Annotated in this window: 21 protein-coding genes; 4 read left to right on the forward strand and 17 right to left on the reverse strand. The window is 65.7% G+C overall.

Annotation, left to right across the window (positions count from 1 at the left end; translation table 11 throughout):
• Positions 1-206: 206 nt before the first annotated feature.
• Genes C7449_RS13145 through blh form a run of 5 tightly spaced genes read right to left on the reverse strand, consistent with a single transcriptional unit; the run spans position 207 to position 3,295 of the window.
• Complete coding sequence (locus C7449_RS13145; protein ID WP_210204735.1) at positions 207-827, reverse strand: sulfite exporter TauE/SafE family protein; 621 nt, start codon at positions 825-827, stop codon at positions 207-209.
• Positions 824-1,255 (reverse strand): YeeE/YedE family protein, encoded by a 432-nt coding sequence (locus C7449_RS13150; protein ID WP_108003271.1) that lies wholly within the window; start codon positions 1,253-1,255, stop codon positions 824-826. The genes C7449_RS13145 and C7449_RS13150 overlap by 4 nt, the downstream gene beginning before the upstream one ends.
• Positions 1,252-1,662 (reverse strand): YeeE/YedE family protein, encoded by a 411-nt coding sequence (locus C7449_RS13155; protein ID WP_108003272.1) that lies wholly within the window; start codon positions 1,660-1,662, stop codon positions 1,252-1,254. The genes C7449_RS13150 and C7449_RS13155 overlap by 4 nt, the downstream gene beginning before the upstream one ends.
• Complete coding sequence (bigR, locus tag C7449_RS13160) at positions 1,659-2,006, reverse strand: sulfite-sensing transcriptional repressor BigR (RefSeq protein WP_108003273.1); 348 nt, start codon at positions 2,004-2,006, stop codon at positions 1,659-1,661. The genes C7449_RS13155 and bigR overlap by 4 nt, the downstream gene beginning before the upstream one ends.
• The gene (gene blh / locus C7449_RS13165; protein WP_108003274.1) at positions 1,997-3,295 is read right to left on the reverse strand and encodes a bifunctional sulfur transferase/dioxygenase Blh; all 1,299 of its coding nucleotides are present in this window, start codon (positions 3,293-3,295) and stop codon (positions 1,997-1,999) included. The genes bigR and blh overlap by 10 nt, the downstream gene beginning before the upstream one ends.
• Before the next feature lie 234 nt (positions 3,296-3,529).
• Between blh and C7449_RS13170 the strand changes: the two genes are divergently transcribed.
• Complete coding sequence (locus C7449_RS13170) at positions 3,530-4,138, forward strand: DsbA family protein (protein WP_108003275.1); 609 nt, start codon at positions 3,530-3,532, stop codon at positions 4,136-4,138.
• Between the two features lie 175 nt (positions 4,139-4,313).
• Here the strand turns inward: C7449_RS13170 and ugpC are convergent, their stop codons facing one another.
• From ugpC to C7449_RS22350, 8 genes are all read right to left on the reverse strand, one after another.
• A complete protein-coding gene (gene ugpC, locus C7449_RS13175; protein ID WP_108003276.1) occupies positions 4,314-5,366 on the reverse strand; it encodes a sn-glycerol-3-phosphate ABC transporter ATP-binding protein UgpC in 1,053 nt (350 codons plus the stop codon).
• Positions 5,366-6,214, reverse strand: a complete 849-nt coding sequence (gene ugpE / locus C7449_RS13180; RefSeq protein WP_108003639.1) for a sn-glycerol-3-phosphate ABC transporter permease UgpE — start codon at positions 6,212-6,214, stop codon at positions 5,366-5,368. The genes ugpC and ugpE overlap by 1 nt, the downstream gene beginning before the upstream one ends.
• Before the next feature lie 40 nt (positions 6,215-6,254).
• Positions 6,255-7,139, reverse strand: a complete 885-nt coding sequence (ugpA, locus tag C7449_RS13185; protein ID WP_108003277.1) for a sn-glycerol-3-phosphate ABC transporter permease UgpA — start codon at positions 7,137-7,139, stop codon at positions 6,255-6,257.
• Positions 7,140-7,337: 198 nt separating this feature from the next.
• A complete protein-coding gene (gene ugpB, locus C7449_RS13190; RefSeq protein ID WP_108003278.1) occupies positions 7,338-8,636 on the reverse strand; it encodes a sn-glycerol-3-phosphate ABC transporter substrate-binding protein UgpB in 1,299 nt (432 codons plus the stop codon).
• A 161-nt stretch (positions 8,637-8,797) separates the two neighbouring features.
• A complete protein-coding gene (locus tag C7449_RS13195) occupies positions 8,798-9,253 on the reverse strand; it encodes a DUF421 domain-containing protein (protein ID WP_108003279.1) in 456 nt (151 codons plus the stop codon).
• Positions 9,254-9,262: 9 nt separating this feature from the next.
• Positions 9,263-9,763 (reverse strand): Rieske (2Fe-2S) protein, encoded by a 501-nt coding sequence (locus C7449_RS13200; RefSeq protein WP_108003280.1) that lies wholly within the window; start codon positions 9,761-9,763, stop codon positions 9,263-9,265.
• Positions 9,764-9,843: 80 nt separating this feature from the next.
• Positions 9,844-11,955 (reverse strand): catalase, encoded by a 2,112-nt coding sequence (katE, locus tag C7449_RS13205; RefSeq protein WP_108003281.1) that lies wholly within the window; start codon positions 11,953-11,955, stop codon positions 9,844-9,846.
• A gap of 157 nt (positions 11,956-12,112) precedes the next feature.
• Complete coding sequence (locus C7449_RS22350) at positions 12,113-12,316, reverse strand: DUF2934 domain-containing protein (protein ID WP_108003282.1); 204 nt, start codon at positions 12,314-12,316, stop codon at positions 12,113-12,115.
• A gap of 261 nt (positions 12,317-12,577) precedes the next feature.
• Between C7449_RS22350 and C7449_RS13215 the strand changes: the two genes are divergently transcribed.
• The gene (locus tag C7449_RS13215) at positions 12,578-12,793 is read left to right on the forward strand and encodes a hypothetical protein (protein WP_108003283.1); all 216 of its coding nucleotides are present in this window, start codon (positions 12,578-12,580) and stop codon (positions 12,791-12,793) included.
• A 9-nt stretch (positions 12,794-12,802) separates the two neighbouring features.
• On the opposite strand, the gene C7449_RS13220 is transcribed toward C7449_RS13215, so the two are convergent.
• From C7449_RS13220 to treZ, 4 genes are all read right to left on the reverse strand, one after another.
• A complete protein-coding gene (locus C7449_RS13220) occupies positions 12,803-13,399 on the reverse strand; it encodes a cysteine hydrolase family protein (protein ID WP_108003284.1) in 597 nt (198 codons plus the stop codon).
• A gap of 84 nt (positions 13,400-13,483) precedes the next feature.
• Positions 13,484-13,702: a hypothetical protein gene (locus tag C7449_RS13225; protein ID WP_108003285.1), complete on the reverse strand. Its 219-nt coding sequence runs from the start codon at positions 13,700-13,702 to the stop codon at positions 13,484-13,486.
• A 77-nt stretch (positions 13,703-13,779) separates the two neighbouring features.
• Positions 13,780-14,424, reverse strand: coding sequence for a UdgX family uracil-DNA binding protein (locus tag C7449_RS13230; RefSeq protein WP_108003286.1), 645 nt, complete (start codon positions 14,422-14,424; stop codon positions 13,780-13,782).
• Between the two features lie 28 nt (positions 14,425-14,452).
• On the reverse strand, positions 14,453-16,279 hold the full coding sequence (treZ, locus tag C7449_RS13235) for a malto-oligosyltrehalose trehalohydrolase (RefSeq protein ID WP_108003287.1): 1,827 nt from the start codon (positions 16,277-16,279) through the stop codon (positions 14,453-14,455).
• A 229-nt stretch (positions 16,280-16,508) separates the two neighbouring features.
• Between treZ and glgX the strand changes: the two genes are divergently transcribed.
• Complete coding sequence (glgX, locus tag C7449_RS13240; RefSeq protein WP_108003288.1) at positions 16,509-18,617, forward strand: glycogen debranching protein GlgX; 2,109 nt, start codon at positions 16,509-16,511, stop codon at positions 18,615-18,617.
• Positions 18,610-19,653, forward strand: a complete 1,044-nt coding sequence (locus C7449_RS13245) for a DNA topoisomerase IB (protein ID WP_170115885.1) — start codon at positions 18,610-18,612, stop codon at positions 19,651-19,653. Before glgX ends, C7449_RS13245 begins: the two co-directional genes overlap by 8 nt.
• The last annotated feature ends 123 nt before the right edge of the window (positions 19,654-19,776 follow it).

Consider the following 19,776-nt stretch of genomic DNA (forward strand, 5'->3'; position numbering starts at 1 on the left):
TACCGATGGGAAAGTGATTGCGTGGAAAGGACTATAGTTGACAACCGGAGTCGGGCAAACGTTGTCAAGTCCGGCCGCAGCGTGCCGCAGCGTGCCATGGCGCAACAGGCCGGCTCGGCCCCGCGCCCGAGGCGACGTTTTTTGCCTGTGCGGGGGACCAGCCGATACTGCCGTTGCCGTTGCACCAAAAGGGCAACAGTTCAGACTCAGGCCGGGAGGAACGCCCCCCAGCTACGATAAAGGATGTAGGCCGCAACCGTGAAGATCAGCGCCGCGAAGAGGCGATTGAGCACGTTCTTGTAGGCGCCCAGACGGGTGGCGAGCAGCATCCCGAACACGCCGCCGACCACGCCTCCGCCGATGAACTCCGCAGCCAGAACCCAGTCCACCAGGCCTGAACTCGCATAGTTCAAAGCCGTCGCCAGTCCGAAGGTGCCGACGGCTGGTTTTGCCGCCACCGCCTTTCGCGGCTTCAGCATCAGGGCGCCGACGACCACCATCAGAAGGCCGAACAGAAAGATCAGGCGCTCCCCGTCGAAAGCCTTGCCGAGGCTGGAGCCGAGCAGGGCGCCGACGACGCCGAGGCCGGAGAAGACGAGGGCACAGCGCCACCAGACATGCCCCTTGATCGCGTGGCTGGCGAAGTTGGCGAAGGCGTTCACCGAGACGGCAAGCGCGCCCGTGCCGATCGCGACATGCGGCTGCGCCACCCCGACGGCATAGAGCAGCAGCGGCGTCGCCAGCATCGAGCCGCCGCCGCCCAGAAGGCCGAGCATGAAGCCGACCAGCCCGCCCGAACCGACGGCCGACAGGAGGGAGTAGCTCACGCCGCCTTCCTCCAGCCGCGGTCGTGAAGCGCCATGCCGGCCAGCATGGCGATGACGAAGGCCACGGTCTCGGGAAGGCCGAGCGCCAGCGACGCCACTGCCGGCCCCGGGCAGAACCCGCCGATCCCCCAGCCCAGCCCGAAGAGAGCCGAGCCGATCACCAGCGGCGCATCGATCCGGTTGTTCTTCGGCAGATGGAACTGCTCGTCGAAGGCGGGATGCTTCATCCGCCTGATCGCCCGGACCCCGATGAAGGCGACGACGACGGCGCCGCCGAGCACGAAGGCAAGGCTCGGGTCCCAGTCGCCGAAGACGTCAAGGAAGCCCTGGACGCGGGCCGGGTTCAACATGCCGGACAACGACAGGCCGAAGCCGAAGACGATGCCGGCGGCAAGCGCTGCACAGAACTGGGAGACGGGCCGGTTCATAGTCCGAGACCTCGCAGGGCGGCGACGGCAACCACGCCTGCCGAAAGGAAAGTGGCGACCGCCACCATGGAGCGTGGCGACAGGCGCGCCAGGCCGAGAACGCCATGGCCGCTGGTGCAGCCCGATCCCATGCGGGAACCGAACCCGACGAGCAGGCCGGCAATGATGATCAGCGGCCAGCCCGCCTGGATCTCGATCGCTGGCCATGCGCCGAATATCAGGAGGTAGGCGAGGGGGCCAAGGATCAGCCCCAGCACGAAGGCGAGGTTCGTGGTCAAACCGGTGCCCTGGGCGAGACGCCCGACGATGCCGCTGATGCCGGCGATGCGGCCGTTCAACAGCAGGAGCATGACGGCGGAGGCGCCGATCAGCATGCCGCCTGCAAGGGATGGGAGATATGCGCTCATTTGTCTTCCTTCACGCAGAAGATGTCGTAGAGGGCGCCGACCAGTTGCGCGGCCTTCTCCTCCGTCAGGCGGTAGAAGATCTGCTTGCCCTCGCGCCGTGTGGCGACGATGCCCGAGCCGCGCAGCACCGTCAGGTGTTGCGACAGGTGCGGCTGGTGGACGTCGACCTTGTCTTCGAGCTCGCCGACGGAATGCTCGCCCTCCACCAGCGTGCAGACGATCATCAGACGCGCCGGATGGGACAAGGTCTTCAGCAGGTTTGCGACCTCGCCGGCCCGGTTGGACATGTCCGCCGGTGAAAGACCGGCCTTCATCAGTTCCTGGAGATCCATGCTCATTCCCATGCCGCTCCTTGCAACGCATCCAGCGGAAACTTCAGGTAGCGCTTGCCGTTGGCTTCCGGTTCGGGAAGGCGGCCGCCGCGGATGTTCACCTGCAGCGCATGCAGGATCAGCTTCGGCATCGCCAGCGTGCTGTCGCGCCTGGTGCGCAGCGCCACGAACTCGTCCTCGGTGATGCCGACGAGATGCGGGTTGGACTTCTTCTGCTCGGCCACGGTGCTTTCCCAGCGGGGTGCGCGACCGTCGGGCTGGTAGTCGTGGCCGGTGAAGATCCGGGTTTCGTCCGGCAGCGCCAGGATGTCCTGGATCGACCTCCAGAGGACGCGCGCATCGCCACCGGGAAAGTCGGCGCGCGCCGTGCCGCTGTCGGGCATGAAGAGCGTGTCGTGCACGAAGGCCGCGTCGCCGATGACGTATGAAATGGAGGCGAGCGTGTGTCCGGGCGAGAACATCACCTTCGCGTCGATCGAGCCGACCTTGAACGTATCTGCATGGGCGAAAAGCCGGTCCCATTGCGACCCGTCGACCGCCAGCTCGGGCCAGTTGTAGATGCCCTTCCACAGCTTCTGGACGTCGACGACGTGCTCGCCGATTGCCGTTCTGGCTCCGGTCTTCTGCTTCAGGTAGTGGGCCGCCGAAAAATGGTCCGCATGGGGATGCGTATCGAGGATCCACTCGACCACGAGCTCGTTGTCGCGAACATAGTCGAGGATCGCGTCGGCATTGGTGGTCCCGGTCGCTCCGGATTTCTCGTCGAAATCCAGCACCGGATCGATGATGGCGCACTTGCGGGTCACGGGATCGGAGACCACGTACTGGACGCTCCAGGTGCGCCTGTCGAAAAAGCCCTTCACCTGCGGGCTGCGGGCGGCATGCTTCTCAAGCCAGGCTGCGGCCGACGCGGTGTCGAAGCCGCGGCTGCGGCCGAATTCCACGACCTCGCCGGCGGACATGCGGCCGTCGAGGACTTCGCCGATGAGATAGAGGCTGAGGGATCGCTTTCCCGTCTGGCAATGGGCGACGACCGGGCCCTCCGACCGATCGACGGCGCGCTGGAAGGAACGCACGTCCGCCTCGGTGATCGTCTCGGCCGTCACCGGGACGAAGGCGTAGGACATGCCGCAGTGTTGCGCCTGCTGCCGTTCGGCATCGGTCCCCGGCTGGGACGGATCTTCGTGATCGGGCCGGTTGTTGATGAGCGTCTTGAACCCCTGGTCGCGGAACGACCGGATGTCATCGTTGTTCGGCTGCGGCGAAACCCACAGTTTTTTCGAGATCGCGGTGACGGACACGGCTTGCTCTCCTGGTAATATCAATATACGTTTAAATATAACATATAATGAATAGCCGTCAAGGAAGCCGCCGGTTATTTCGCACCGTCCCCTTTGTCGCCGAAGGAGGGGGATAGGATGCCCGTCACGCCGCGCCACAGGCATCGCAGGCATCGGACAAGAACAACGACGGCCCTGGCGAACCGCGCAAGCTGGCGGTTCCTGGCCTGAAGCCTGGAGAGAAGGAGAAAGATAATGATCACCCGTAGAAGCCTGCTCGCAGTCGCCGGCGGCGCCGCCGCCCTTGCCGCGATGCCGCGGCTCGTCTTCAGCCAGGAGAACACAGAGAAGGCAGTCTTTTATGATCCGGACGCCCCGGTACTCGGCAATCCCGAGGGCGACGTCACGGTCGTCGAGTTTTTCGATTACCAGTGCCCCTACTGCAAGAGCCTCCATCCGATGGTCAAGAAAGTGGTGCGGGAGGACGGCAACGTCCGACTGGTGATGAAGGACTGGCCGATCTTCGGCGAGGTTTCCATCTTCGCCGCCCAGGCCGTGCTCGGGGCCGCCCAGATCGGCAAGTACGAGCCGGCAATGGAGGCGCTGATGAAGACCAAGGGAAGCCTCACGGAAGAGGTCGTCGAGAAGGAGCTGACCGATGCGGGCCTGAGCATGAAGGCGATCGTCGCGTCGGTTAACAAGCACACCGCAAAGATCTTCGGGTTGCTCGACCGCAACTACAACCAGGCGCTTGCCTTCAACTTCTCCGGCACGCCCTCCTTCGTCGTCGGGCGGACCACGTTTGCCGGAGTCCTTGATGAGAAGGGCTTGAGGGCCGCCATCGCCAAGGCGCGGGCGGCCTGAGGCAGGGGCACGCGACCAGGTACATTCCAGCAGCGCACCGAGTGGCCGATCCGGCCACTTCCACCGGTGCGCCGTTCCAGACTGCACCGCAAGAATGCGCTGCGCAGCCGAGCAGGCGAGGCTTGCAAGTCTCGATGCCGCAATGGGCCGGCGATGGCGCGGGCCGAGCGCCCCGCTAGACCCTCTTGCCGTCGCTGCCGAAGAAATGCAGCTTCTCGCGCCGGGCGAACACCGGCAGCTGGTCGCCCGCCTGGAGTTCGGTGCGGCCCGGCACGCGCACGACGATGCGCCCGCCGGCCGCCTGGCAGTAGAGGAAGCTCTCCGCCCCCACCGGCTCGACGCCTTCTACACGGGCCAAGAGGCGCAGGGCGCCATCGGCGGCGATGCCGCCGGCCTCGACGCGAACCTCGCAATCTTCGGGGCGGAAGCCGAGCGTCGCGGCATTGCCGGGGACGGCCGGCAGCGTCACCGCGCCTTCGAACTGGCCGCTGCGCAGTGGCAGCAGGTTCATCGGCGGCGCGCCGATGAAGGAGGCCACGAAGGTCGAGGCCGGCTTCTCGTAGATGTCGAGCGGGGCGCCCGACTGCTCGACAAGGCCGGCATTCATCACCACGAGCACGTCGGCCAGCGTCATCGCTTCAAGCTGGTCGTGGGTGACGTAGACCGAGGTGACGCCGAGGCTGCGCTGCAGGTTCTTGATCTCGACGCGCATCTGGCCGCGCAGCTTGGCGTCGAGGTTGGACAGCGGCTCGTCGAACAGGAACACCTTGGGATTGCGGACGATCGCCCGGCCCATGGCGACGCGCTGGCGCTGGCCGCCGGAGAGCTCGCGCGGTCGCCGCTCGAGCAGGTGCTCAAGCTCCAGCGTCTTCGCCGTCGAACGCACCCGCCTGTCGATCTCGTCCTTCGGCGTGCCGCGGTTGCGCAGGCCGTAGGCCATGTTGTCGTAGACCTTCATGTGCGGATAGAGCGCATAGTTCTGGAATACCATGGCGATGTCGCGCTCGGTCGGGCCGATGGCGTTGACCACCTTCCCGTCGATGGCGCAACTGCCGGCCGAGATGGTTTCCAGGCCCGCGATCATGCGCAGAAGCGTGGACTTGCCGCAGCCCGACGGGCCGACCAGCACGCAGAGCGCCTTGTCGGGAATGGCGATGGAGACGCCCTTCACGGCTTCGACGCCGCCGGGGTAGACCTTGCGGACGTCCTTGAGATCGACGGTTGCCATTATTTCTCCGTTTCGACGAGGCCGCGGACGAACCAGCGCTGCATCAGCACCACCACCAGGATGGGGGGCACGATCGCAAGCATGGAAGTGACCATCACCAGATGCCATTCGGTGTCGGCATCGGCAAACGAGATCATCTTCTTCAGCGCAATGACGATGGTGTTCATGTCGTTGCGGTTGGTGACGAGCAGCGGCCAGAGATATTGCGTCCAGCCATAGATGAACAGGATGACGAACAGGGCCGCGATGTTGGTGCGCGACAGCGGCAGCAGGATATCCTTGAAGAAACGCCAGGGGCCGGCGCCGTCCACGCGGGCCGCCTCGACCAGTTCGCCGGGGATGGTGAGGAAGAACTGGCGGAACAGCAGCGTCGCCGTGGCAGACGCGATCAGCGGCACGATCAGCCCGGTATAGGTGTCGATCAGGCCGAGATCGACCATCACCTTGTAGGTGGGCAGGATGCGCACCTCGACCGGCAGCATCAGCGTGATGAAGATCAGCCAGAAGAAGAACATCCGGCCGCGAAAGCGGAAGAAGACGATCGCGTAGGCGGACAGGATCGAGATGATGATCTTGCCGACGGCGATGCCGAGCGCGACGATGGTGGTGTTGAGGAGCAGCGTTCCGACCGGGACGCCGCCGATGCGGCCGACGCCGCCGAACAGCGCCTCCCAGTAGTTCTCGACGAAGCGGTCGCCGGGGAGAAGCGGTAGCGGCGGCCGCAGGATGGTCTGCAGCGAATGGGTCGAGGCGACGAAGGTGTAGTAGATCGGGAACGCCACGATCAGGATGCCGAGGATCAGGACGGCGTGCGCCAGCCAGATGCCGGCGGCCGACTGGCCGATCATCAGCTTGTCGTGGCCGCTTGCGGGCGGACGCGTCGACGGCTCAGCCATAATGCACCTTCCTCTCGACGTAGCGGAACTGGATCGCGGTGAGCGCGATGACGATGGCCATCAGGATCACCGACTGGGCGGCCGAATCGCCGAGGATGAGATTGACGAAGCCGTCGTTGTAGACCTTGTAGACCAGCGTCTCCGTGGCCTTGCCCGGCCCGCCGCCGGTGACGGCGTGGATGATGCCGAAGGTGTCGAAGAAGGCGTAGACGGTATTGACCACCAGCAGGAAGAAGGTGGTCGGCGCGAGCAGGGGGAACACGATCGTCCAGAACCGCTTATGCTCGCCGGCGCCATCGATCGCCGCAGCCTCGATCAGCGTCTTCGGGATCGCCTGCAGGCCGGCGACGAAGAACAGGAAATTGTAGCTGATCTGCTTCCAGGAGGCGGCGGCGACGACCAGGACCATGGCCTGGCTGCCGTTGAGCAGCGGGTCCCAGCTTATGCCGAGCCAGCGCAGGCCATAGGCGAGCGAGCCGATCGACGGGTTAAACAAAAACAGCCACAGCATGCCGGCAATGGCCGGCGCCACCGCATAGGGCCAGATCATCAGCGTGCGGTAGAGGCCGCGGCTGCGCACGACCTTGTCGGCCATGACGGCGAGCAGCAGCGCCACGCTCATGGCAACGGCCGCAGTGGCGACCGAAAAGACGATCGTGACGTGAACCGAATTGAGATAGTTCGGGTCCGACAGCACCTTCCTGAAATTGGCGAACCAGACGAATTTCGACGACAGCCCAAAGGGATCCTCCCTCAGCATCGACTGGTAGAGCGCCTGGCTGGCCGGCCAGTAGAAGAACACCAGCGTGATCGCCAGTTGCGGCGCGAGCAGGAGATAGGGAAGGATCTTGTTGGGGAAGACGACGCGTGGGGACAAATGAGAGCCTTCTTCGCGGCAGGAATCATCGGCTTGTCGGAGGACGCCCGCGTCGCAGCACGCCGCGTGCGCCACCTTCGCCGGGCCCGATGGACGGACTAAGGCCGGCGTCACGCCAGCCTAGCGATGCCTCGCTCCGTAGGGAGAGGCGGCGGGCGCGGCGAACCCGGGGAGGGAGCCGCGCCCACAGCGTTGGTATCAGTTGTCGAGCGCGTCCTGGATCGCCTTGTTGCCACGCTCCACGGCGTTGTCGAGCGCCTGCTGGGCGGTCTGCTGGCCGGCGAGCATCTTCTCGTATTCCTCGTTCATGATGTCGCGGACCTGCGGCAGGTTGGGCAGGCGCACGCCCTTGGAGTTCTCGGTGGGCGCCTTGCCAAGCATCTGCTTGATCGGAATCTCGCGCGCCGGGTTCTTGTCATAGAAGCCGTCCGCCTTGGTCTTCTCATAGGCGGCTAGCGTCACCGGAAGGTAGCCGGACACCTGATGCAGGCGGGCCTGGATATCGGTCTGCGACAGGAAGTTGAAGAAGGCGGCGACGCCCTTGTACTCCTCGTCGGACTTGCCGGCGAAGACCCAGAGCGAGGCGCCGCCCGGGATCGTGTTCTGCGGCTCGCTGTCATAGGGCAGCATGCCGGTGCCGTAGTTCATGCCCGACTTCACGACGTCGCCGAGGCCGCCCGACGATTCGGTGAAGATGCCGCATTCGCCGGCGAGGAAGATCTGCTTGGCCTCCGAGGTGCGGCCGCCGTACTTGAACGTGCCGTCCTTGGCGAGATCCGCCAGCGCCTGGAAGTGCTTGACGAACGGCTCGGCATTGATCTTGAGTTCGACGTTCGGGCCGGCGATGCCGTTCTCCTCGGTGCCCCACTGGTAGTTGTTCCAGGCGGCGAAGTTCTCGGTGTGGATCCAGGTCAGCCAGGTCGAGGTGAAGCCGCAGGGGGCGGCGCCGCTCGACTTGATCTTCTTCGCCGCATCCCAGACCTCGGACCAGGTCTTCGGCGGGTTGTCGGCGTCGAGGCCGGCCTTCTGGAAGATGTCCTTGTTGTAGTAGAGGATCGGCGAGGACGAGTTGTACGGGAACGACAGCATGGTGCCGTCGGGCTTGGAGTAGTAGGCGACGATGCCCGGCAGGTACTGGCTCTTGTCAAAGGCCTGGCCGCCCATCGACAGGATCTCGGCGACCGGCTTGATGGCGCCCTCGGCGGCCATCATCGTGCCCGTGCCCGCATCGAAGACCTGCATGATCGCCGGCGGCTGCTTGGCGCGGAAAGCGGCGATACCGGCATTCAGCGTCTCGGGATAGGTGCCCTTGAACACCGGAACGACCTTGTACTCGCTCTGGCTCTCGTTGAATTCCTTGGAAAGCTGCTCGACCACCTCGTTGTTGGCTCCGGTCATGGCGTGCCACCAGGAAATCTCGGTGACGGCAAAAGCGGAGGTGCTGGATAGCAACGTGAATGTGGCGGCAACTCCGGCCGCGAAGCCTACGGTCTTCATATATCGCTCCCGTTTTGGTTGGCGAAAGGTTTAGTTTCGCGCAGAGCAGTATTGTCGGATTGTGACAGCCATACAACAGTTTTATTACGGCATATGACGATCGCAGTGGATTCGCATGACTTCCGTCGGCGCTGCGACCGGCGTTCCTGATTGCGCGCTACCTAGCCGGCGGCGCTGCTATTCTTCACGATGCTAATATTGCCGTCGACTTCCAGTATCGCGAACTTGATGTCCTTGACGGTGTCGATGCCCTGCTGGCTTCGCGCGGCCTCCAGAACGTCTCTGCGTTCCAGCCGGCATCCGCGCATGGCTTCCTCTTCAAACTTCCCGTTGACGACCAGCACCGTCGCGACTCCGTCGATCAGCCTGGCAGAATACGGCCACCAGCGCTTGACGTATGAGAGGGCGATGTCGGCGGTGAACAGGGTGAGGATCAGCAGGACGGAAGCGGTGATGGAGAAATCCTCGCCCACCATGGCCTGCTGGGTCGTCTCGGAGATCACCAGGATGATGACGAGGTCGAACGGCGTCATCTGGGCCAAGGTTCGACGGCCGGACAGACGAACGATGACGAGCAGCGAGAAGTAGATTGCCAGACCCCGAATGACCGTTTCCATGCGTGCTCCTCACGGGAATAGAACGACGGTGCGTTCCAAGACATCCTCACCTATGCCGAGCAGGTACGAGCGGATGCCGGGCCGCTGCGTCTTCAGCCGGAACGCCACCGTGACCGCATGGGCCGGAGAGGCGGGGAACACATACAGGGTGCGCCCACCCCGGCTGAGGACACTGCCGGCGGCCGGATCCACGCTGTCGATGGCAAAGGTTTCGTGGAACCGCGCGTCGACCAGAAAGGTACGGTCGTCCGCAGACGGTGAAAACGTGACCTTCAATTCCTCGGGTGCAGGCCAGCGCGCCGTGACCGGGACGTCGACCGAGCCTCCGGGGAACGCCACCGTCTGGCGGGAAAAATATCCGCCGCTGCCGAACACCCCCAGCAGCGACAGGAACAGGAGAAGCGCAAAGATCAGCCAGGAAAGCCTCTGGACGGCCCATACCTTTCGTTGAAGCTTTCGATCGTCCTCGACGCCTTCCGGCAGAGCGACGGAATACTTCGTTCTTGTCATCTTTCCGGTTTTCCCCATGGGCAACAACACGCGCGGCCGCGACGGTCCGACCGTCGCGACCGCCGAGCCTGAGCGATCGTCTACTGCAATTTCGTGGACGGTTCCCTGGCCCAGACCCGAAGCTCGCCGAGCTTGCCGACGAAAGCCTGGACGGCCTCCTCGCCGCCGAGTTCGACCACGCCCTCATCCATGTCCTCGACGCCGGCCTTGGCGAACAAGGGCAAGGCGGCTGTGGCATAGCCGATGAACTTGCAGTGGGCGAAGGCGTCGGCGACGAAGTCCCGCGCCGTGGCCTCGGCCAACAGATCGGGGACGAAATCCGCGCCGGCGAGCACGGCGACCGCGTCATAGAGTACCGATGGCCCGCCATCGATCATCTGATGGGCCGCCAGCATGGTCCCGTCCGAGAGTGTCACGCCGCCCACCTTCGGAGCGATGTATTCCACCACGCCCTTCTCAGCCTCGACCGCCGACGTGAGCGCCTTCACCAGCGCTGCTTCGCTTCCATCGGTGACGAGCACGCCGAGCTTCCTGCCTTCGAAGCGCTTCGGCCCGTTTTCGATGATGCTGAGCGCCGGCGATGGTTCGAGATCCTGCCGCGGCGCGACGGCCGCGTCTGCAGGCTGCGGAAGCTCGCCAATCCCGAGGCCGCTCGCGACCTTGTTCGCAAGGCTCTCGTCGATGTTCAGCAGATGGGCGACCATCCGCTCGCGGATCGCCGGCGTCGCCACCTTGCTCAACTCGAAGGTCAGCGCCATGGCAATGTGGCGCCGTTCCGGAGGGGTTTGGCTGATGTAGAACTGCCGGGCCTGGCTATAATGGTCGGCGAAGCTTTCCGGACGCAGCCGCACCTTCTGCCCGGCCTCCTCTGATGGGAAATGGCGGTATCCCGACACCGGCGATTCACGCGGCCCTTCGCCCCAGGAATTCGGCTGGTAATTGGCCCGGCCGGTCGGGTTTCGCATCGCCATATGGCCGTCCTGCTGGAAGTTGTGGAACGGACACTTCGGCGCATTGATGGGCAGGTGGGTGAAGTTGGTGCTGCCCAGGCGCTTCAGTTGCGTGTCGAGGTAGGAAAAATTCCGGCCCTGCAGCAGCGGATCGTTGCTGAAGCCGATGCCTGGAGGGACGTTCTGCGTCATGAACGCCACCTGCTCGGTGTCGGCGAAGAAGTTGTCCGGCATGCGGTCGAGAACCAGCCGGCCGATGGGCTGGACCGGGATCACTTCTTCCGGAATGATCTTGGTCGGGTCGAGCACGTCGAAATCGAAGCTGTCGGCGAAGGTCTGGTCGAACAGTTGGACGCAAAGCTCCCACTCCGGAAAGTTGCCGGACTGGATTGCTTCCCAGAGGTCGCGGCGGTGGAAGTCGGGATCGGCCCCGTTGATCTTGACGGCCTCGTTCCAGACGACCGACTGCAGGCCGAGCTTCGGCTTCCAGTGGAACTTCACGAACGTCGACTCGTCGTTGGCATTGACGAAGCGGAACGTGTGGACGCCGAAACCCTCCATGAAACGGAACGACCGAGGGATGGCGCGGTCCGACATCACCCACATGATCATGTGCATGCTCTCGGGCGTCAGGCTGATGAAGTCCCAGAAATTGTCGTGCGCCGATTGCGCCTGCGGGAATTCACGGTCGGGCTCCGGCTTGACCGCGTGGATGACGTCCGGGAACTTGATAGCGTCCTGGATGAAGAACACCGGGATGTTGTTTCCGACCAGGTCCCAGTTGCCCTCCCTGGTGTAGAGCTTGACGGCGAAGCCGCGCACGTCGCGGGCAAGGTCGAACGATCCCTTGCTGCCGGCAACGGTCGAAAACCGGACGAACGCCGGCGTCTTTTCGCCGGCCCTCTGGAGAAAGTCGGCCCTGGTGTACTGCGAAAGGGACTCGTAGGTCTCGAAGAAGCCGTGGGCCCCGTATCCACGCGCGTGCACGACCCGCTCGGGAATGCGCTCGTGATCGAAGTGGAAGATCTTCTCGCGGAAGTGGAAGTCTTCGATCAGCGCCGGTCCGCGCGCGCCGACCCGCAGGGTGTTCTGGTCATCGTCGATCGGCGCGCCCTGGGCGGTCGTCAGGACGTCACGGCCCTCCTCGGCGAACTGGTGAAGCTCGCCGCCCTTGCCGCGGTGAAGCTTCTGGTCGTGGATCGTGGCAAGATCGTTCGCTGCCTTCGAGCTCTTGCGTGGCATGTCCACCTCCTCTGTCCGGAATGACCGATTAATCTCCGGGGCGGCGAGATGTTCCCGCCGGGGCAAACGATACCGGCGGAAAGTCGCTGGCGATCGCGATGCCTTGCGGATAGGCGCCGTACCCGGCGGGCGGCAGCCCGTGCGGTGCCGCTCGTCCCTATCGTCCCGCGGCAGGTCGTGTCGAAGCTGTTCGCGACCGGCTGGCGGGCGCCACCTTTGCGCGCTCCTCCGCTTCGAGCTCGTGCTCGGCCTGCTGCCAGTGGCGTTCCTGGCTTCCCTCCGGCCGGCCCTGGCTCTCCCACAGACCGTAAGCCCTGCGCCTGATTTCCTCGTCGCGGTCCGTCCCGTTCCGTGATGGCATGACACATCTCCCGCCCGAGCAGCCCCAAAGCCCCGCTGCGAACGACGCTGGCGGCCGGATGTTCCGCCGCGTACGAATTCCCGGAGGGCTGTCGGGGCGAGGCCACCGCCGGTTCGCTGCTGGGTCGGGAAATTCCGGGCCAGGTCCCTGGCTGCTTGGGCCGGCGGCTTGCGATGGAACAAGCCGGATTCCCGCCCGTTTGGTCGAACGAGGAGGCGCAGATGGTGCTGCGGCAGGACAGATGAACGGAAGGATGCGAGCATGACGAACACGCCCAAGCCCGGTGCACCCGGCACCACCGACCAGTCCCCGCGCTGGGAAGGACCGCCCGAAACGCGCCCGAGAGGCTATATGCCGGCCAAGGACGAGCCGGCGAAGGATCGCGACGCGCATGGTGAAAATCTTGCCGATCCCTCGCGCGAAAAGCTTTCGGATGCCGGCAAGACCAAGGACGACGGCAAGACCACGGACGAGTGAGGCAGTCGCTCAATCTACCTGGCGCGCGGCACGCGCCAGGAACTCGTCCGACGACATCAGTTGCAGTTGCGTCGAGAAGCGGCGCTCGAACAGCTCGAGCGCGGCGTCGTATGATTCATCGTCGCCGCTGCAGACGGCGTCGCGAAGGACGATGACGCGGTAGCCGAGATCGATCGCGCCCGTCACCGTCGCCAGAACGCAGACGTCCGTCTCCCCGCCGGTGACGGCAATGGTCGAGACCCCTTCGCTGCTAAGAACGGCATGCAGTCCGCCTGTGAGCCAGGGCGAATAGATGCGCTTGTCGAAAACCCGTGCCGGCGGCACCATCGCCGCCAGCTCCGCAACGAGGTGCAGGCGTTCGCGGGGAAGGTGCTCGCCCGTCATCATCCACCACTTGCGATAATAATCCTTCCAGGCGCCGACGGCCTGCTCGGCGCTGTCGGGCGGCAGGAAACGGGTGAAGATGGTTCGCTCGGGGCGAAAGTCGGCGACCGCGGCCACCTGCGGCAGCGCCCGTCGCATCCAGGGCACGTGCCAAGGCGTGTCCTCATGGAACAGACGCTGCATGTCGACGCAGATATGTATCCAGATCCCCAGTTCATCCATTACCGACTGCTCCCGCCGTCGACCTGTAGCTTGCCGGAACTGCGAACCGCACCGGGCGTTCCGTTGCGGCCGATGCGGCGGGCGTCAGCCGTGCGAAGTGAACGGATCGTCACGAGGCCTATTCCGCTCGTGCGCGCCATCGAAATACCCCCAGTTCGTTATGGCGAACCGCCTGGCAGCAGCCTCGGCGGCCTCGCGGGTCGGAAGGTCCCGCAACACCGTGCTGCGGCTCCCGTATTGCAGCAGCGCGGTCCGGCTGGCGGGGTCGTATTGCACGTTTAACTGATCGTGTGCGGCAGTCATCCCGGGTTCTCCGTGCTCCTTGCGCTGCAATCGCCACGGAGGCCGAAGGTTCCTCCGGCAGCCCGCATGCAGCGGTACTATGGCGCCGCCCCGAAGCGCCTGATCTGGGCGAGGTCGCGGACGAACCCGACGCGGTCGTTCCCGGCGCCGGGGCGATCGATCGTGCGGAGAAGGAACGACGGGTGGATGGTGACCAGGACGGGATAGGCGCCGGTCTCGATGATGCGCCCCCGGTCCTTCGTCACGCCCGCGCCGCGGCCGAGCAGCGAATAAAGCGCGGTCGCACCGAGCGCGACCACGAGCTGCGGCCTGAGCACGTCGAGCTCGGCGCCGAGCCACCACGCACAACGCTGGATCTCGCCGGCATTCGGCTTGGCATGGATGCGGCGCTTGCCGCGCGGCTCGAACTTGAAATGCTTGACGGCGTTCGTCACGTAGCACTGGCCGCGGTCCACGCCGGCCTCCTCGAGGCAGGCGTCGAGCAGGCGGCCGGCGGGGCCGACGAAGGGATGGCCGCTGAGATCCTCGCGGTCGCCGGGCTGTTCGCCGACGAGGACGATGCGCGCCGAGGGGTGGCCCTCGCCGAAGACCAGCTGGGTGGCGTGGCGGTAGAGATCGCAGCGCTGGCAGGCGACCGCCTGTTCGCGCAACGCCTCGATGGTGGCGCCCGGCGCGTGCTCGGGCGCCAGCGCCGGACCGGATCGTGCAGCAGTGGCAATCATGGGACTTTCCTCCGGTCCGCCTGCGGCGTCAGGGCTTTCTTTCTTCGCGCTGTCGCGAGAGCCGGCCAGGGTTCGGGAAGGTTCCTGCGCCCGCGTCGATCGTCACCAGGACGGCGAAGGGCGGCAGCGTCACCGTGGCCGGCAGGACACCGGCCGTGGCGAAGATCGTCTGTCCCGGCGCCGGCGGCGCTGGTTCTTCGGTATCGAGAAGGTTCGCCCGCAGGCGCAGGGCGGCCTCTCCCGCCGACCAGTCGATCGCGAGCACGCCCGGTGCGGTCTCCAGCGCCGTTGCGGCGATCGTCTCCGGCCGGCTGAGAAACGGGACGACGTGTTTGCGGCGCAGGGCGACGAGGTCTCGGACGAAGCCGGCATGCGCGCTGGCGGCGGGATCGGCTGCAAGCGGCCAGTCGAGTTTCGAGCGCTCGAAGGTCTCCAGGGCGCGCGGGTCGGGCAGGTCGAACCTGCTCACGTCGGCGGCGATCTTGCTGAAGTTCTGCGCCTCCTGCCATCGGCTCCGGCGCATCGCCTCCGGCTCGGCCGCGTCGTGATCCAGGAAGAAATGGAACGACCCGCCTTCACCGAACTCCTCGCCCATGAACAGCATCGGCACCTGCGGCGACAGCAACAGCATCGCCATCAGGGCAGCAAGCAGCCGGTCATCGGCGAGCGAAGCCAGCCGTTCGCCGAACGCCCGGTTGCCGACCTGGTCGTGGTTCTGCAGGAACGTAACCTGCAGCCGCGGCGGAACCGGTCCGGCATAGGAGATGTCGCCGGATGTGGACAGCCGGAGAATGCGGCCGGTGATCGCCTCGCGCAGCGATGCCCAGCGGTCCACGGCAAACGGCGCGTAGTGGCCGACCTGCTCGTCCGTCGCGATCACGTGCAGCACATGGTGCAGATCGTGGTTCCAGACTGCGGTGTAGGGGGGCCGTCCGGTCTCGTCGGGCTGCAGCAGTTCGAGATGGGCGGGGTCCTCGCAAATCAAGTGAACCTCCCGGTCGGGAAAGGCGGAACGGACCTCGCCGGCGAGTTCCTCAAGGATATGCCGGTCGCTGCTGTCCTCCATGTGCTCGGTCGCGTCGAGCCGCAGGCCGTCGAAATGGAAGTCGCCGATCCAGTAGAGCGCGTTGTCGATGAAGTAGCGCCGTACCGCCGGCTCGTCGAAGGCAATCGCCCCGCCCCAGGGGGTGTGTCGCTCGGGATGGAAGAACGACGGGGCGTAGCTGCCGAGATAATTGCCCTGTGGACCGAAGTGATTATAGACGACATCGAGCAGGACCATGATGCCGAGCGCATGGGCGGCGTCGACCAGGGCCTTGAGGTCGTCGGCGGTTCCGTAGGCATTGTGCGGCGCATAGTGCAGCACGCCGTCATAGCCCCAGCCGCGGCGGCCGGGAAACTGCGCGACCGGCATGAGCTCGATGGCCGTCACGCCCAGGCCGCTGAGGAACTCCAGCTTGTCGATGGCGGCGCGGAAGCTCCCCTCGGGCGTGAAGGTGCCGACATGCAACTCGTAGAGCACCGTTTCGCACCACGGCCGTCCCCGCCAGCCGCCGTCGTGCCACCGGTAGCGCTCCTGGTCGACGACGAGGGAAGGGCCGTCGACCTCGTTCAGCTGCGCGCAGGAGGCGGGATCGGGAACGAGCATGCCGTCGGCGAGCCGGAACAGGTAGGGCGTGCCATGGGGGACGTTGTCCACCGTGGTTTCGAACCAGCCGCCCGGGACCGCTTCCATCAAAAGTTCGCGACCGTTGAGCGCGAGCGCCACCGCGGACTGCGAAGGAGCCCACAGGCGGAACTGCACGCGGTCGTCGCCGAGGCAGTTCGCCCCCCAGTGTCTGTGCCGTGGCCGCATGGTCGCCTCTCGTCGGTGGTCCGGCAGAACCGCCGGCCGGCGCCAAGGTTCCCGCCGTCCAAACAGGCTCGCGTGGAACTTTCCGTTCAAGATTGCGTTGCTCGCGAACCGTCAGGACAGCCGTAAGCTCGTCAGTCGCGCGCCGCCGCATTCAGCCGCACCGCCGCCGGACAGCTCTCCTGTTCCTCCGGCAGCCGCGAAGGGCACTCAGATTGCCGAGGGAACGCCCATGACCTTCTCCTTCTCCGAACTCGATTTCCTCGTGCCGGAGCTCGGGGCCGAATACACCGGCGACGGGGTGCATTTCGCCGTGTTTTCCGCCCATGCCGAGCGGATCGAGCTCTGCCTCTTCTCGCCCGACGGCAAGGAGGAAACCGCCCGTCTGCCGCTGCCGAAGCGGGAGGGTGACGTCTGGTCGGGCTATGTCGCCGGCCTGCAGCCCGGAACGCTCTATGGCTATCGCGCCCACGGCCCTTACGACCCGGCCCGCGGCCACCGCTTCAATCACAACAAGCTGCTGCTCGATCCATACGCCAAGCAGATCGCCGGCGAACTCGTGTGGGACGACGCGCTCTACGGCTATACGATCGGTGCGGCGGACGAAGACCTCTCCTTCGACGAGCGCGACAGTGCCCCGTTCATGGTCAAGGGCGTGGTGCAGGACCCGGCTTTCGACTGGGACGGCGACCAGGCGATCCGCCGGCCGTGGACGGAAACGATCATCTACGAGGCGCATGTCCGCGGCATGACGATGCTGCATCCGCACGTCCCGGACGAGCTGCGCGGCACCTTTCTTGGCATGTGCAGCGATCCGATCATCGACCACCTGACGAAGCTCGGCGTCACCGCGGTGGAGGTATTGCCCGTCCAGTATTTTCTCGACGACCGGTACCTGGTGGAGAAAGGGCTCCGCAACTATTGGGGCTATCAGAGCCTCGGCTTCTTCGCGCCGCAGCGGCGCTACATGTCGGGCGAACGGATCACCGAGTTCAAGACGATGGTCAGGCGGTTCCATGCCGCCGGCATCGAGGTCATCATGGACGTGGTCTACAACCACACGGCCGAGGGCTCCGAACGCGGCCCGACGCTGAGCTTCCGAGGCCTCGACAATCTCAGCTACTACCGGCTTTCGCCCGACGATCCGCGCCACACCTACGACACGACCGGGACCGGCAACACCTTGAACGTCGCCCATTCGATGGTGCTGCGCATGGTGCTCGACAGCCTGCGCTACTGGGTCGGGGTGATGCATGTCGACGGCTTCCGCTTCGACCTGGCGAGCACGCTCGGCCGCACCCGGCATGTCGAGTTCGACCGCGATGGCGGGTTTTTCGACGCGATCCGGCAGGATCCTGTGCTGGGCGGCGTGAAGCTGATCGCCGAGCCCTGGGACGTCGGAGACGGCGGCTACCAGGTCGGCGGCTTTCCGCATCCGTTCCGCGAGTGGAACGACAAGTATCGCGACGACGTGCGCAGCTTCTGGAAGGGCGACGGCGGGCTGGTGCCCCGGCTCGCCGAGCGCCTGACCGGCTCGGGCCGGCAGTTCAACCATTCCGACCGCGGCGCCACCGCCTCGATCAACCTCTTGAGCGCCCATGACGGCTTCACGCTCGCCGACACGGTCTCCTATAGCGACAAGCACAACGAGGCGAATGGCGAGGACAATCGCGACGGCCATTCCGACAATCATTCCGACAACATGGGCTGGGAAGGAGACACGCAGGAACCTGAAATCGTCGCCGCCCGGATGCGCCGTCGCCGCAACATGATGGCCACCCTGCTTCTCAGCCAGGGCGTGCCGATGATCCTTGGCGGCGACGAGCTCGGCAACGGCCAGGCTGGCAACAACAACGCCTATTGCCAGGACAATGAGATCGGCTGGATCGACTGGCGCGGCGTGGACGAGCCGTTTGTCGAGTTTTGCCGCGCCATGGTGGCGCTGCGCAAGGCGCATCCCTGTCTTCGGCCGGAGCGCTTCCCCAACGGCGAGGGGCCGGACGACATTGCCTGGTTCAAGCCGGACGGCGCCGGGATGGACGAGGCGGCCTGGAACGATCCGGAACTGCGCGTCCTCGGCGTCTGCCTGACGCGGGTGACGGCGGGCGGGCCGCAGCAGGCGCCGACGACGGATCGCCTGCTGATGGTGTTCAACGCCGGCGGCGAGTGTGGCTTTGTGCTTCCGGCCATCGACGGGATCGCCCGATGGCGGCGCGTGCTCGACACCGGCGCCGATGAGGCCTTTGCGACGGCCGAGGCGGTGGAGGGCGGGATCACGGTGCCGCCGGCGAGCGTGCTCGCCTTCGTGCCGGCCGATGAACCGGGGGCGGAGCATGCTTGACGGTCCGCTGAAGCAGACCGGGCTCGTCTATGTCAGCGACAGCGAGCCCGGCATCCGGCGTCTGCCGCAGGGGCGCGGGTTCTGCTACCGGCTGCCCGGCGGCGAGCTTGTCACCGACCCGGCGGTCAAGGCCCGCATCGCCGCCCTCGGCCTGCCGCCGGCCTATCGTGACGTCTGGATCTGCATGGACGAAAACGGCCATCTGCAGGCGACCGGATACGATGCCCGCGGCCGCAAGCAGTACCGCTACCATCGCCAATGGCAGGCCCTGCGCAGCGCCGACAAGTTCGAACAGCTGATATCCTTCGGGCAGGCGTTGCCGGGGCTGCGCCGCACGGTGCGTCGTCACCTGGAAGGGCCGGTCAGCTGCGCCGATACGGTGCTGGCCGGCCTGGTGATGCTGCTCGACGAGGAGCACCTGCGCGTCGGCAATCGGACCTATGCCGCGGAAAACCGCACCTATGGGGCGACGACACTGCTGAAGCGCCATGTCCGGGTTCGCGATGACGGCATCGAGCTTCGCTTCACCGCCAAGGGCGGCAAGCGGGTGCGGCGCATCCTCAGAAATCCGCGCCTGCACCGGATACTGGAAGTGGTGGCCGACCTGCCGGGGCGGCAGCTGTTTGTCTGGCAGGGCGAGGACGGCGTTGTCCGTCCAATCGATTCTGGCCGGCTGAACGCCTACCTGAACCGATATGCGGGCGAGGGGGTATCGGCAAAGACGTTCCGCACCTGGGCTGGCAGCCTTGCCGCCTTCGCCGCGGCACGCGCGTCGATCGAAGATGGCGGACGCCCCACCGTGCGCGGCATGACCGAGGCGGCCGCGGAAGTCCTGCACAACACGCCGGCGATCTGCCGGTCCAGTTACGTCCATCCGGACGTCCTGTCCTTGTCCGACCGCCAGCTCGTCCTGCCGCGCAACGGCCTCGGCATGCCCAGCCGGACCCTCGCAGGCCTGCGCGCGGAGGAGAACCGGATGCTGGGCTTCCTGCTGTGGGCACGCCGGCGCAGGCGGCACGGGGCGCAGCGGGCCTAGGCACTGGATCTTCACACGGGGCCGATCTGTCCGGCCGGGTCGGATCGTCGCTCGAGCGGATGCGCGGACCGTTGGGCGTGGGGCCGGTTGAACCACTTGCCCGGTCGCCCGGTCTGTTGCGCA

It is taken from the genome of Mycoplana dimorpha, assembly GCF_003046475.1.
In the GTDB taxonomy this organism is placed as follows: domain Bacteria; phylum Pseudomonadota; class Alphaproteobacteria; order Rhizobiales; family Rhizobiaceae; genus Mycoplana; species Mycoplana dimorpha.